The 14,696-nt window shown below is 69.0% G+C and carries 9 protein-coding genes; all 9 read right to left on the bottom strand.

The window, feature by feature from the left end:
• Nucleotides 1-801, bottom strand: a complete 801-nt coding sequence (locus AAHG09_RS15740; RefSeq protein ID WP_342108362.1) for an ABC transporter substrate-binding protein — start codon at nucleotides 799-801, stop codon at nucleotides 1-3.
• A 417-nt stretch (nucleotides 802-1,218) separates the two neighbouring features.
• A complete protein-coding gene (locus AAHG09_RS15745; RefSeq protein ID WP_024827743.1) occupies nucleotides 1,219-1,941 on the bottom strand; it encodes an ABC transporter ATP-binding protein in 723 nt (240 codons plus the stop codon).
• Complete coding sequence (locus tag AAHG09_RS15750) at nucleotides 1,934-3,982, bottom strand: branched-chain amino acid ABC transporter ATP-binding protein/permease (RefSeq protein ID WP_342108363.1); 2,049 nt, start codon at nucleotides 3,980-3,982, stop codon at nucleotides 1,934-1,936. Before AAHG09_RS15750 ends, AAHG09_RS15745 begins: the two co-directional genes overlap by 8 nt.
• Nucleotides 3,983-4,020: 38 nt before the next feature.
• A complete protein-coding gene (locus AAHG09_RS15755; RefSeq protein ID WP_010682997.1) occupies nucleotides 4,021-4,893 on the bottom strand; it encodes a branched-chain amino acid ABC transporter permease in 873 nt (290 codons plus the stop codon).
• Between the two features lie 130 nt (nucleotides 4,894-5,023).
• Nucleotides 5,024-6,235 carry an ABC transporter substrate-binding protein gene (locus AAHG09_RS15760; RefSeq protein WP_342108364.1) on the bottom strand — a complete coding sequence of 404 codons (1,212 nt, stop codon included), beginning with the start codon at nucleotides 6,233-6,235 and terminating at the stop codon, nucleotides 5,024-5,026.
• A gap of 553 nt (nucleotides 6,236-6,788) precedes the next feature.
• Nucleotides 6,789-8,219, bottom strand: a complete 1,431-nt coding sequence (locus AAHG09_RS15765; protein ID WP_342108365.1) for an HlyD family type I secretion periplasmic adaptor subunit — start codon at nucleotides 8,217-8,219, stop codon at nucleotides 6,789-6,791.
• Complete coding sequence (locus AAHG09_RS15770) at nucleotides 8,219-9,982, bottom strand: type I secretion system permease/ATPase (RefSeq protein ID WP_342108366.1); 1,764 nt, start codon at nucleotides 9,980-9,982, stop codon at nucleotides 8,219-8,221. Before AAHG09_RS15770 ends, AAHG09_RS15765 begins: the two co-directional genes overlap by 1 nt.
• 325 nt (nucleotides 9,983-10,307) lie before the next feature.
• Nucleotides 10,308-13,592 (bottom strand): carbohydrate-binding domain-containing protein, encoded by a 3,285-nt coding sequence (locus tag AAHG09_RS15775; RefSeq protein ID WP_342108368.1) that lies wholly within the window; start codon nucleotides 13,590-13,592, stop codon nucleotides 10,308-10,310.
• Nucleotides 13,593-14,031: 439 nt separating this feature from the next.
• Nucleotides 14,032-14,349, bottom strand: coding sequence for a hypothetical protein (locus AAHG09_RS15780; RefSeq protein WP_342108370.1), 318 nt, complete (start codon nucleotides 14,347-14,349; stop codon nucleotides 14,032-14,034).
• Between the last annotated feature and the right edge of the window lie 347 nt (nucleotides 14,350-14,696).

Raw genomic sequence — 14,696 nt, forward strand, 5'->3', positions numbered from 1 at the left:
TCAGTCCTTGATCGGGGCGACCGCGTAGTCGCGCTTGATGTTGTAGGGCGTGCCCGCGCCGAGCCACTTGGCGAAGATCGCGTCGAGGGCGCCGGATTCGGCGAGCTTGGTCAGGGTGGCGTTGACCAGATCGGTGAAGGCCGGCTCATCCTTGCGCATGCCGAGCCCCCAGGGCTCCACGAACAGCGACTTCGCGATGATGACCATCGGCACCTTGGACTGGTGCTGGAGCTTCACGAGGATCAGCTCGGAGGCGCACAGGGCGTCGACCTTGTCTTGCGCCAGGGCCAGGAAGGCCGAGGACGTGTCCTGGAAGGTCACCGTCTCGGCGGTCGGGATCAGGCGGCGCACGCCCTGCTCGGAGGACGAGCCCTTCAGGGCGGTGATCTTCTTGCCGGCGAGCTGATCGAGCGTGGTGAGGCCGGATTCCTGCGTGGTCATCAGCTTCTGCTGGCTGACGAAATACGTGTCGGAGAACTGGATCTGCTTGCCGCGCTCGGCCGTGTATCCGAGGTTGGCGGCGAGGATGTCGACGCGCCCCTGGGTCAGCTCGGGGATCCGCGCCTCGACCGCGATGGTCTTGAGTTCGAGGGGCACGCCGACCGCGTCGGCGATCGTCTGGCAGATGTCGACGTCGTAGCCGACGATCTGGCGCGTTTGCGGATGCTGGAACGAGAAGGGCTCGACGGTCCCGAGCGTCCCGCAGATCAGCTTGCCCCGGGCCTTGATGTCGGCGAGCTGATCGGCCCGGGCGGCACCCGCGACGGTGACGAGGGCGGCCATCGCCGCCACGAGCGACATCAACCTCAGGGAATGCAGCCTCAGTGCAGTCGGCCTCATGGGATGGTCACCGTCTCATCGTGCATGCGGAGTTTCGACCGCGCCGTCGCCGGGCGGCCCTGCGACCCGGGCACGCGCCGAACCGGGCCGTCCATCGGGCGCGCACCGGTCGCCGGACCGCGTGGGGCGCCCGTCGCGAGAAATCACACCGGTTGTGATGAAGCTTGGCCGCCGTGAAAGAAAGCGAAGAAAACGCGCTTTCCGCATCATCTTTGCTCAAGCGCTACGCGAATTGGGCAATGCCGACCCGCTTCGCATCGGGCCGGGACCGGACCTCGAGAGCCGTGCCCGATCGCGTTGCCATCGGGCATGGCGCTCAATCCTTATTCGGCCGCGCGCTCTTGCGCCGAACCGGCGTCCACTTCGGCGGAGAGCGCTCTAATGGCTGCCGCCGAGATACGCCGCCCGCACGGCCGGATCGTTGCGCATCTGCTGGGCCGGGCCCTGGAAGCGGATCCGGCCGTTCTCCAGCACGTAGGCGTGGTCGGCGACGCCGAGGGCCGCCATGGCGAACTGCTCGACGAGGAGCATCGTCACCTGCTCGGCCTTGAGCAGGCGGATGATCCGGAAGACCTCCTCCACCAGCTTCGGGGCGAGGCCCATCGAGGGCTCGTCCAGCAGCAGGATCTCGGGCCGCAGCATCAGCGCCCGGCCCATGGCGAGCATCTGCTGCTCGCCGCCCGAGAGCGTGCCGGCGAGCTGGGTGCGCCGCTCCTTCAGGCGCGGGAACATCTCGAAGGCCCGCTCGCGGTCGGCCGCGACGTCGCCCTTCGGCCGCGAGCCGGTGAGCCGCGGGAAGGCGCCCAGCGTCAGGTTGTCCTCGACCGAGAGGGTCGGGAACACGCGCCGGCCCTCCGGCGAATGCGCGAGGCCGAACCGGGCGACGTCGTGGCTGTCGAGGCCGCCGATCTCGCGCCCGTTCAGGCGGATCGAGCCGGCCCGCGGGCGGATCATGCCCGACAGGGCGCGCATCGTGGTGGTCTTGCCGGCCCCGTTGGAGCCGATCAGCGCCACGACCTGACCCTTCGGGACCTGGAAGTCGAGGCCGTGCAGCACCTCGACCTGGCCGTAGCCGGCAGACAGACCCGTGACCTCAAGCATGGGTCGTCTCCTCGTCGGCGACGGGACTGCCGAGATAGGCCTCGACCACCTTCGGGTCGGCCTGAACCTCGCGGGCGCTGCCCTCGGCGATCTTGTGGCCGAAATCGAGGACGCTGACGCGGTCGCACAGGCCCATGACCACGTCCATGTGGTGCTCGATCAGGATGACGGTGATCCCGGCATCCCGGATCTTGCGGATGATCGCCGTCAGCTCGGCGATGTCGGGGGCGGTCAGGCCCGCGGCGGGCTCGTCGAGGAGGAGCAGGACCGGGTCGAGGGCGAGCGCCCGGCCGATCTCGAGGAGGCGCTGCTTGCCGTAGGGGAGGTTGCGCGCCTCCACCTGCGCCAGGGCGCCGAGGCCCACGAAGTCGAGGATCGCCATGGCGCGGGCGCGCTGTTCGCGCTCCTCCCGGCGCCGCCGCGGCGTGCCGAGGATCGCGTCGAACAGGGTGCCGCGGAAGCTGTGGTGCAGCCCGACCAGCACGTTCTCCAGGGCCGTCATCTCGCGGAAGAGCTGCACGTTCTGGAAGGTGCGGGCGACGCCGGCGGCGGCGATCTCGGAGGGCGTACGCCCGTCGAGGCGCTTCGTGCCCTGGCCGCGCGCCAGGGTCACGCTGCCGCCGGTCGGCCGGTAGATGCCGGTGAGCACGTTCATCATCGTGCTCTTGCCCGAGCCGTTCGGCCCGATCAGCCCGTGGATCGTGCCCGGCCGGACCGTGAGGTCGACGCCGGCCAGCGCCTTCAGGCCGCCGAACTGCATCAGGGCCTGATCGACGGAGAGGAGCGGGTCGGCGCCCCGGTCGCCGCTCTGCACGCTCAACGCCGCGCCCTCGGCGTGGAGGCTCTTGCCCTCGGCGGTGTGGACCGGACGCAGGGCGGGGATCGTCTCGCGCAGGAAGCCCACGATCCCGTCCGGCAGGTAGTAGACCACGAACAGGATCATCAGGCCGAACACGGTCAGCCGGAAGTCGGTGACGGATTCGAGCGCGAGGGTCGCCGGGAAGAAGGCGAGGCAGAGCCCGACCGGCACCAGCAGGGCGAACCGGTCCTCCCGGCGGCGCAGGAAGGCGAGCGCGCCCACCACCAGGGCCGCGGCGGCGATGATCCCCGCCATGATCCGCACCAGCCCGATATCGGCGAGCACGTTGGGCATCATCACGATGATCGCCGAGCCGATGATCGGCCCCGCCCGCGACTTGCGGCCGCCCATCGTGACGGCGAGCAGGAACAGCACGGTGAGCTCGAACCCGTAGGAGTTCGGCGCCACGTAGCGCTCCGACCACGCGAACAGCGCGCCCGCGAGGCCGGCCAAAGCCGCCGAGATCACGAAGGCGTAGACCTTGTAGCGGTAGACGCTGACGCCCATGCAGTCGCAGGCGATCGGCGAGTCGCGCAAAGCCTCGAAGGCGCGGCCGTAGGGCGAGCGCACCACCCGGTTGACCACCAGGATGGTGGCGAGCAGCGCCGCGCAGACGAGGTAGTAGAATTCGAGCTTGCGCCCGGCCGCGCCCCAGGGGGCCTGCAGGCCGAGGAGCGAGAAGTCGAGGACCCGGGCCGGCGGCAGGGTGATGCCCAGCGGCCCGTTGGTCAGCGGCGTCAGCTCGTTGATGAAGATCTGGATGATCGTGCCGAAGGCCAGCGTCACCATGGCGAGGTAGGGGCCGGTGACCCGCAGGGCCGGCACGGCCAGCAGCACGCCGAAGGCCGAGGTGACGCCGATCCCGGCCAGGATGCCCCACCAGATCCCGAGCTTGAAGTGCAGGAACAGCACCGCCGCCGCGTAGGCGCCGACGCCGAACAGGCCGGCATGGCCGAGGCTCACCTGACCGGTATAGCCGACCACGATGTCGAGCCCGAGGATCAGGATCGCGTAGATGGCGATCACCACCATCAGGTGGATGTAGTACGAGCTCGTGACCACGTGCGGGAACACGGCGAGGCCGATGACCAGCAGCACGGCGCCGAGGACGCCGATGTGGCGCGACAGGCTGGGGGCGGCGGCCGGGGCGGCTGCGTCGGCGGGGGCGAGGGTCTGCGCCATGGCTCAGGCTGCCGTGAGGGTTGCGCGGGCGGTCACGGTCAGACCTTCTTGATGACGGCCTTGCCGAACAGGCCGACCGGGCGGATGGAGAGGACGACGAGGAGCAGGATCAGGCCCGGCACGTCCTTGTAGCCGGTCGAGATGTAGAAGCCGGTCAGCGTCTCCGCGACGCCGAGGATCAGGCCGCCGACGATGACGCCGAGGCCGGATTCGAGGCCGCCGATGATCGCCACCGCGAAGGCCTTCAGGGCCAGCACCGAGCCCATCGTGGCGCCGGTGAGCGTCACGGGCGCCACCAGCACGCCCGCGAAGGCCGCCGTCATGGCGCTGATCGAGTAGGAGAGGGTGATCACCTTCTGGGTGTTGATGCCCATCAGCCCGGCGGCGTCGATATCGTTGGAGGTGGCGACGACCGCCTTCCCCCAGATCGACTTGCGATTGAAGATCTCCACCGCGAGCATCATCAGCAGCGCCCCCGCGACGATCAGCAGCTCCATCGGCAGGATGCGCACGCCGCCGACCTGCAGCGCGGTCTCGGGGAGCGGGGAGGGGAATTTCAGGTCGTCGCGGCCCCAGATGTTCTCGGCGACGTTCTTGAAGATGATGCCGAGCGCGATGGTGGCCATGATCCACCCGTACTCGGACTTGATCTTCACGGCCGGGCGCACGCCGAGGCGCTCGACCACCGCCCCGAGGGCGAAGCCGAAGACCAGGACCAGCGGGATCATCAGCCAGTAGCCGACGAACGGCACGAGGGTCAGGCCGAACAGGGCCCCGAGCGCCAGCGCCTCGCCCTGGCCGAAATTGAGCGTCTTCGAGGTCGCGAAGGTCAGCTGATAGCCGAACGCGATGGCGGCGTAGATCATGCCGACCGCGACGCCGGAGGCGATGAGCTGGAGCAGGATTTCCATGGGATCGCTGTCACCGGAGGGACGTCCGGTCGCACGGCGGGCGCCGCGGGACCGCTCTGTGCCGGGCCGGCCGTCGAGGGGCCGGCCCGGAGGAGACGCCGCGCCTCTGGCGGGCGCGGCGTCCGGAGCCTCAGTTCGAGGACTTCTCCTTGACGCGGACCACGCCCGCGTTCTTGGCGTCCTCGTCCTTGGCGTAGACGATCTTGCCGTCCTGCACCTTCCCGAACACGACCATGTTGCGCGAGATCGCGTTGTGGTCCTTGGCGGTGAAGGGCTTGTCGTAGGTGGTGACCACGCCCTCGACCTTCTCGTTCAGATTCTCCAGGGCGGCGCGGATCTTCGGGCCGTCGGTGCTGCCGGCCTGCTTGATCGCCGCCGCGAGGAGATAGATCGAGTCGTAGGCCTGGGCGCCGGCCACGGGGGTCGGGATCTTCGTCACGCCGTAGGTCTTGTAGTAGTTCTCCAGGAACGCCTTGCGCTTCGGCAGGGTCTGATCCTCGATGAAGGTCTGCGGCATGATCACGCCGTTGCCGTTCGCGCCCGCGATATCGATGAAGCTCTGCATCGAGGACGGCCAGCTGGTGACCATCGGGACCTTCCAGCCGAGCTTCGCCATGCCGCTGGCGATCTGGGCGAGTTCCGGCCCGATCCCGTAGGCGAGGATCACGTCGGCGCCGGCCTGCTGCGCCTTGAGCAGCTGGGCCGTCATGTCGACGTCCTTGATGTTGAACTTCTCGACCGCGACCGGCTTCACGTTCTTCGTGGCGAGATACTTCTCGATATCCTCGCGGCCGAGCTGGCCGTAATTGGTCGAGTCGGCCAGGATGGCGATCTTCTTGTGGCCCTGGGCGAGCGCCTCGTCGACCATCAGGCCGGCCTGGAGCACGTCGTAGGCGGAGTTCCGGAAGACGTAGTTCGCGTCGTAATCCGGCTCCTTGAACTGGTTGGTGATGATCGTCCCGGTGGCGACGTTGTTGAACACCGGGATCTCGGCTTCCTGATAGAAGCGCTGGGCGGCCAGCGCGACGCCGGTGTTGATGAACCCGACGGTCGCGACGACCTTCTCCTTGTTAATCAGCTCCTGCGCGACCTGCGCGCCGACCTCGTTCTTGGCTTCGTCGTCGCGTTCGATCAGCTGGATCGGCCGGCCGAGGACGCCGCCGGCCTTGTTGATCTCGGTGGCGGCGAGCTTGGCGCCGTCCCGCATCGACACGCCCATCGAAGACGAGCCCCCGGTATACGGGCCGCTCAGCCCGATCTTGATCGGGTCCGCAGCGCGCGCCGGCACAGCTGCGAGCGTGAACAAGAGCACGGCGGCAGCCGTGCGACCTGCAAAGACCATCGTTTCCTCTCCCAACGAGCGTTTACGCCGCGTGCCCTTCGTCGTGGCACTCTGGGAAAGGACCTCCTCGAATCGGAACGGGCCGTCAAGCTGCAAAGCCAGTAAACCCAAGATGATCAATACGGATTGTTCAAGGTTTTCTGTCGGGCGGGCACACGGCGACAGAAATTTCGGCGCCGCGCGACCGGCGCGGATTAAGAATCGCGCACGGACGTATTGGAACGGCTCGTCGCGCCGTATCGGTCCGACGCCCCTGTGCCGCACGCCGTGACCAACCGTCCGGCGGCGCATCTGCATGCTCAGCGACGGGACCCGTATCCCGCAGATCCGGCCCGCTCGTCTGCGGGCGGCGACGGGTCGAACGCGGCCGGACGGGCGGCTCGATTGTGCCGAAAGCCGCAGATCCACTTCGGACACGGCTGGCGTTGCGGCGAACGATCCCCTTTCACCGGGGCCGATCCGGAATGCAGGTGCCCGGACCTGCCGCACCCGGCGGTGAGCCGCAGCGGCCGGACGCGCTGGCGGCACCTGGCGTGCTCCGAGGCCCGCCGGGCTACTTCTCGCGCCAAGCCTTGGCGATCTGGTCGGACATCGGCTTGACGAGGTAGCTCAGCACCGTCCGCTCGCCGATCTGCAGGAACGCCTCCACCGGCATGCCGGGAACCAGCCGGACCCCGCCCAGGCGATCCCGCTGGGCGTCCGCCACCGTGATCCGTGCCGTATAGAAGCTCTGCCCGGTCTTCGGATCGCTCGCCACGTCCGCCGACACCCGGCTCACGGTTCCGTCGATCTCCGGCGTGGTGCGGCTGTTGAAGGCCGAGAACCGCAGCACCGCCCGCTGCCCGACCCGGACGTTGTCGATGTCCTGCGGCTGGATGCGCACCTCCACCGCCAGCCGGTCGGCGTCCGGGACGATCAGCATCACCGGCTCGGACGGCGTCACCAGCCCGCCCACCGTGTGCACGCTCATCTGGTGCACCACCCCGTCCTGCGGCGCCCGCAGATCCACCCGCTTCAGCTGGTCCTCCCCGGCCACCCGCTTCTCGGACAGCTCCGACCACTTCGCCCGGATCTCGGCCAGGTCCTTGCCCACCTCGGCGCGCATCTCCGCGTCGACCTGCAGGATCTGCAGCTGCGTCTCGGCGATCTTGCCCTTGGCCGAGGCTATCGAGGCGGTCAGCTGCCCGCGCTCGCCCTCCAGGCGCGCCCCGTCCCGCTCCAGCGCCGTCACCCGCGAGAGCGAGACGAGATTCTTGGCGTAGAGGTCCTGCACGCCCTTGAGTTCGTTGCCGATCAGGCGGATCTCCCGCGCCTTGGCGGCCACCTGCTCGCTCAGCCCCGCGATCTCGTCCTGCAATTGCGCGGCGCGCTCCGTCAGCTGCGCCCGCTGCCCGTCCCGGCTCGCCCGCCGCGCGGAGAACAGCCGGCTCTCGCCGTCCACCAGCGCGGCGACCTCCGGGTCGGCCACGCGGCGCAGCAGGAGTTCCAGCGGGAACGCGACCTCGCGCAGGCCATCGCGCTCGGCCTCGGCGCGGGCGCGGCGCGCGGCCAGCTCGTCGAGCGCCTTGCGCGTCATGTCGAGGTTGGCCCGGGTCTGGGTCTCGTCGAGATGCACCAGCACGTCGCCGGCCCGGACGCGGTCGCCGTCCTTGACGTTGAGCTTGCCCACCACGCCGCCCGTGGGATGCTGGACCTTCTTCACCTCCGACTCGACCACGAGTTGGCCCGGCGCGATCACCGCGCCGGCGAAGGAGGTCAGCGCCGCCCAGCCGCCGATGCCCGGCACCAGCACCACCGCGATCAGCCCGGCCGCCACCAGCTGACGCCGGATCGAGGTCCGCGGCTCGAAGGCGTCCGCCCCCGGCGTGCGGCCGGCGGGCGCGAAGGGCACGGCGACGCGGCGTCCGGCGTCGACCGCGACGCGGCGCGCCGCGCCGGTCATGCGCCGGACTTCGTCCGTCACGGCCCGATATCGGTTCGCCATCACGCGCTCTCCCGCAGGGCCGGCGCAGGGACTGGGGCAGGGGCGGGGACTGGGACTGGGGCGGGGACTGGGGCAGGGGCCGGGCGCAGGACGCGCTTCAGCACCTCGTCCTTCGGCCCGAAGGCCTGGACCCGGCCCTCGTGCATCATCAGCACGTGATCGACCGCCGCCAGCGCGCTCGGGCGGTGGGCCACCACCACGCAGATCCCGCCGCGGCCCCGCACGCCCAGGATCGCCTGCGTCAGGGCGTGCTCACCCTCCGCGTCGAGGTTGGCGTTGGGCTCGTCGAGCACCACCAGGAACGGATCGCCGTACAGCGCCCGGGCCAGGCCGATGCGCTGGCGCTGGCCGGCCGACAGGCCCGCGCCGCCCTCGCCCAGCACCGTGTCGTAGCCCCGCGGCAGGTTCAGGATCAGGTCGTGCGCGCCCGCCGCCCGCGCCGCCGTCACGATCGCCTCGGCCTTCGCGTCCGGGGCGAAGCGGCCGATATTCTCCGCGATCGTGCCGGCGAACAGCTCGGTCTCCTGCGGCAGGTAGCCGATCTGCGCGCCGAGATGCTCGGGCGCCCATTGTCCCAGATCCGCGCCGTCGAGGCGCACCCGGCCGTGCGCCGGCGCCCAGATCCGCACCAGCGCCCGCACCAGGGTCGACTTGCCCGCCGCCGAGGGGCCGATCACCCCCAGCGCCTGGCCGGCCCGCAGCTGGAAGCTCGCGTCGTGCACCGTCGCCCGGCCCGCGCCCGGCGGCACGACGTGCAGCGCCTCGACGCTCAGGCTCGCGCTCGCGTTCGGAAGGGTCAGCGGCGTGGCGTCCGCCGGGTGGCGCTCCAGCGCCTCGGCCAGGCGCTGCCAGCTCTGCCGCGCGGTCACGAAGCCGCGCCAGTTCGCGATCGCCAGCTCGGCCGGCGCCAGCGCCCGCGCCACGAGGATCGAAGCCGCGATGATGATGCCGCCGGAGGCCTGGTTGTTGATCACCAGGTACGCGCCGAGCGCCAGGACGCCGGATTGCAGCGCCATGCGGCAGGCCTTCGAGACCGCCCCCAGGCCGCTGGCGAGGTCGGAGGCGCGCTGCTGGGCGTGGGCGTGATCGCGGCTGACCGCCGCCCAGCGCCGACCGAGCCGGCCCTCCAGGCCCAGGGCGGCGACGGTCTCGGCGTTGCGCCGGGTCGCCTCGGACAGGGCCAGCCGCCGTCCCGCATGGGCGGTGGCGCTGCGCGCGGGCGCCCGCGTCGCCAGCTCGGCGGCGAGCGTCAGGCTCGCCAGCAGCACGGCGCCCCCGATCGCGGCCGCCCCGATCAGCGGGTGGAACAGGAAGCACACGGCGACGTAGACCGGCAGCCACGGCAGATCGAACAGGGCCGCGGGTCCCGATCCGGCCAGGAAGGCGCGCAACTGCTCGAGGTCCCGCAGCGGCTGCCCCGCCTGGTCCGGCTTCGCCCCGCGCAGGGGCGCCCGGACGCTGAGGCTGAAGATCCGCGGGCCGATCTCGGCGTCCAGCGCCGCGCCGATCCGGGTGAGGGTGCGGGCGCGCAGCGCCTCCAGCGCGCTCTGGGCCGCGAACAGGATCAGCGCGAGCACGCACAGGCCGACCAGGGTCGGGATCGACCGGCTCGGGATGACGCGATCGTAGACCTCCAGCATGAAGAACGAGCCGGTGAGCGTGAGCAGGTTCGCCAGCGCGCTCATCCCGGCCACGCCCACGACGGCGCCGACACTCCGCCGGAGCACGGTCGACAGCTCACCTGAATGTCCGCCCTGGCGCATGCGTTCGCCCCCTCGACGCAAACCGGTCCGGCGAGACCGGTCCTGGCATGATCCGTGCGGATCGTGATTAAGGCTCGTCGAGCCGGTGCGCCAATCAGAATTTATTGAGACGCCACTCTGCGAGTGGCCAATAGACCTCGATCACCGTCGTTGCAAGCTAATACTTTAAAATCGCAAGCAAAGCTAAGCATTGCGCGCGGCTCCACAAGGAGCCGCAGCACAGGATCGCAGGGCCGGACGTTCCGGCCCTGCGATGCATGCCTCGACGATCAGGTCTTGTTCTTTCCGGCGGATCGATGCCGGGCCACGAGACCTGGTCCGCACATCACACCGTGTGAACGCCGCTCGTCAGGTGATGCGTATCGAGGGTGAAGACCAGGGTGGCGTCGGGCGATGTGAGACCGGCCGCGCTGGTTTCGTTGACGGTGATCGTATGCTGGCCGTCGGCACTGCCGTCGATTGCCAGGACCGGAGCCGTCGTGGTGAACGCCCCGTTGTCGAGCTTATAATGCAGCGTGTCAACGCTCATGGATGGCCCGTAGGTGAGCAGGCCATCGCTGGTGATGTGGGCGCCGCCTGTTCCCGTGTCGTGCGTGAGCGTGACGGTCGGTGCACTCGGCGCGGCATCGACCGCCCCTGTCTTCATGAGGGCACTCGTGGTGGCCACGCCCGACGCGCTGGTGGCCGTGCCCGGGACGGCGAACTGCTGGGGGCCGGGATTGAGGAAGGTCAGGCTGCCGCCGGCGATGGCGGTTCCGTTGTAGCTGGCCCCGTCGAGGTACAGGTTGCGGTCGAGGGCGGGGCTGCCGTCGTAGGCGTCGTTGAGGAAGTTGAGGCTGACCGTGTGCGGGCCGGCGCCGAAGCTGCCCTGCACGGTCAGCGTGTCGGACTGGCCGGAGCCGTGGGCGGCGTGCGCGGTCAGGGTACCGCCGACCTGCTGGCCGTCGACCGAGACCGTGTAGAGCGCGTCGCCCTTGTAGGCATCCTCGCTGATCTTCAGCACCAGCTTGTCCGGCCCGGTGCCCACCGTGGTCGCCACTCCGGCGCCGGTGCCCGTGCCCGCGCTCGTCCCCGTGCTCGTCCCCGGGACGGCGAACTGCTGGGGGCCGGGATTGAGGAAGGTCAGGCTGCCGCCGGCGATGGCGGTTCCGTTGTAGCTGGCCCCGTCGAGGTACAGGTTGCGGTCGAGGGCGGGGCTGCCGTCGTAGGCGTCGTTGAGGAAGTTGAGGCTGACCGTGTGCGGGCCGGCGCCGAAGCTGCCCTGCACGGTCAGCGTGTCGGACTGGCCGGAGCCGTGGGCGGCGTGCGCGGTCAGGGTACCGCCGACCTGCTGGCCGTCGACCGAGACCGTGTAGAGCGCGTCGCCCTTGTAGGCATCCTCGCTGATCTTCAGCACCAGCTTGTCCGGGCCGGTGCCGACCGTGGTCGCCACCGCGCCGCTGGTGCCCGTGCCCGTGCTCGTCCCCGGGACGGCGAACTGCTGGGGGCCGGGATTGAGGAAGGTCAGGCTGCCGCCGGCGATGGCGGTTCCGTTGTAGCTGGCCCCGTCGAGGTACAGGTTGCGGTCGAGGGCGGGACTGCCGTCGTAGGCGTCGTTGAGGAAGTTGAGGCTGACCGTGTGCGGGCCGGCGCCGAAGCTGCCCTGCACGGTCAGCGTGTCGGACTGGCCGGAGCCGTGGGCGGCGTGCGCGGTCAGGGTGCCGCCGACCTGCTGGCCGTCGACCGAGACGGTGTAGAGCGCGTCGCCCTTGTAGGCATCCTCGCTGATCTTCAGCACCAGCTTGTCCGGGCCGGTGCCGACCGTGGTCGCCACCGCGCCGCTGGTGCCCGTGCCCGTGCTCGTCCCCGGGACGGCGAACTGCTGGGGGCCGGGGTTGAGGAAGGTCAGGCTGCCGCCGGCGATCGCCGTGCCGTTGTAGCTGGCCCCGTCGAGGTACAGGTTGCGGTCGAGGGCGGGACTGCCGTCGTAGGCGTCGTTGAGGAAGTTGAGGCTGACCGTGTGCGGGCCCGAGCCGAAGCTGCCCTGCACGGTCAAGGTGTCGGACTGGCCGGAGCCGTGGGCGGCGTGCGCGGTCAGGGTGCCGCCGACCTGCTGGCCGTCGACCGAGACGGTGTAGAGCGCGTCGCCCTTGTAGGCGTCCTCGCTGATCTTCAGCACCAGCTTGTCCGGGCCGGTGCCCACCGTGGTCGCCACCCCGGCGGCGCCGGTGCTCGTGCCCGTCCCCGTGCTCGTCCCCGGGACGGCGAACTGCTGGGGGCCGGGGTTGAGGAAGGTCAGGCTGCCGCCGGCGATCGCCGTGCCGTTGTAGCTGGCCGCGTCGAGGTACAGGTTGCGGTCGAGGGCGGGGCTGCCGTCGTAGGCGTCGTTGAGGAAGTTGAGGCTGACCGTGTGCGGGCCCGAGCCGAAGCTGCCCTGCACGGTCAGCGTATCGGACTGGCCGGAGCCGTGGGCGGCGTGTGCGGTCAGGGTGCCGCCGACCTGCTGGCCGTCGACCGAGACCGTGTAGAGCGCGTCGCCCTTGTAGGCGTCCTCGCTGATCTTCAGCACCAGCTTGTCCGGCCCGGTGCCCACCGTGGTCGCCACCCCGGCGGCGCCGTTGCTCGGCGCGCTCGTGCCGGATCCGGTCGCGCCCGACACCTGGATGATGAACGGACGGTCCGCAACCGACAGAGAAACGCTGGAGACGTCGCGCAGGGTCTGGACGGGTGCGGTGCCACTCACCGGGTCGAAGATCTGCACCGTCGAAAAGACTTGGTCCAATTGTACCGTGACCGGGCTCGAAGCGATCGTTATTGGCTGATGCGTTTGCTCATTCCAGATATCAGGCTCGTTCCAGACCACGATCTGATAAGAGCTGTCGGATTTTTGCGTGAGGAGACTGTAGGCCGAACTCGGCATTCCGCTCAGCGAATAAGCGAGGCCCCCAGGATTGAACTGCGATGCATCCGAGCCCGAGTCGCTTAAAATCGTGGTCAGGTTGTGAAGCGCCGTCGCGGCCGGCTTCGGCGTGTTGTCCAGACGAAAAAGCCCGAAATGATTCTCGATATTCGTGTTCTGCGGATCCGAATAGGCATCAAGCAGCTGATACAGATATAGCTTACCCGTCTGAAGCTGAGCGTAATCGAGAACGCTGTTCAGGATCAGCTTGGCCTGGGTGTTCTCATCGACACCCTCCCAATTGTTGGCTACCCCCGCAGGGATCGAGGTCTGATAGCCGAGTTCGGTGATCGCAACGGGTTTACCAGGATCGACCGCCTGGGCATCCGCCGCGGCACCACTGATGCTCGCGCGGGGCTGCCCGCCGATCTTGTCATAGAAATGTATGTTGTCTGCGTCCGAGGCGGCTTTGGAGACCGGAAAGTCGGTGAAGCTGAGGACCGGTATGCCTTTGAGGACGGGATCCGCCTTCACGGCGGCGTAGAGATCCTGCTGATAGGCCTGAGCCGCCACAGTCCCGGAGAGGCCGCGATACGTGATCGGGAAGTTGTTGACCTCGTTCGGCCCCTCAATCCCGGTGACCGAGCCCGGGTGAGCGACGACGAATGCGTGGATCTGCTTGACAGCATCCGCGGGATTGACCGAGCCCGGCACGATGAAGTTGAACTTCATCCCGGCCCGTGCGGCAGCAGCCAGGTTGTCCTGTCCCGCCAGAGCCGGATCCGGCGCCGCGTCACGAAGATTCGTTATGCCAAGATACTGAAGATCACTCAGGTCCTGCGCAATATTCGCGTATTGGCCATCCGTATAATTGATATGCGTGTTGACGCCGAGTTTGCCGACAACATCGGCCACGCGAAGCGCAGATTGCACGTTCATCGGTCTCTTCCGGATACGGGGATCGCGTCACACCAAGACGTCATGCGGCAACGGACCGTGGCCCAACGACGTCTGTCGTCCGATTGCGTTTATGCCGCCGCCCATCGTCAGCGGACTAAAAGACAAACCAGAGATCTCCTGTGGATACAGTAACAACCTGATCCGCGCCAATACTGTTCTTGACCGCGAACACCCGGGATCCCTTCGCCCCACTCCCATCGGATCCATGACGTCAGGCCCGTGACATCAGGTCAATCCCCACAGCACGCCAATTGTCACAGCCATCGCGATCGTCGACACGATCGTGATGGACGCCTTTGATGTCGCCCGGCCCGTCGCCGGCCCCGGGATCCGCATCAATACAACAATGCAGGTCGACGCTATTGTATAACGCGCCCCGCAACACGTAAACCGATCCCATCACCGCGTCGATCGAGCGGCGCAGGTGGGGCGCTCTCGATGCCGGGTCACGCATTGGCCTCCGACGGCGTCCGAACGCTTGCGGTTTCAGCGACCATCCGAGGCCGATCGACGTTTGGTCGGCGCCCATGATCGCCCTGGCTCGCAACCGATCGGTGTGCGCCGAGCCTGTTTGCGAAACGGTTAACAATGTCTCAACGCAGGGCCGAGGTTTCGTGAGGCCGTGCGCAGGGCGCCAGCGGTCCGGCACGTCGTCGTCGGATGTCCCGCGGCACGCCAGTCGGCCGCCGACCGGGTCGGGCGACCAACGGGCGTGCAGGGCACTGCGCCGGCCTCGGGCCGCCTGCGTCGCAGGGGCGCGGGCGAGAAGCCCAGGGTCAGGATGAAGGTCCGGGGCAAGGTGCCGGCCACAGGGCTAAGCCACCGGTGCGCAACGCCCTTGAAGGGTCCGACGGACCGTTTGAGTTGGTTGCGGGC

This window comes from Methylobacterium guangdongense, assembly GCF_038442355.1.
Classification (GTDB): Bacteria; Pseudomonadota; Alphaproteobacteria; order Rhizobiales; family Beijerinckiaceae; genus Methylobacterium; species Methylobacterium guangdongense.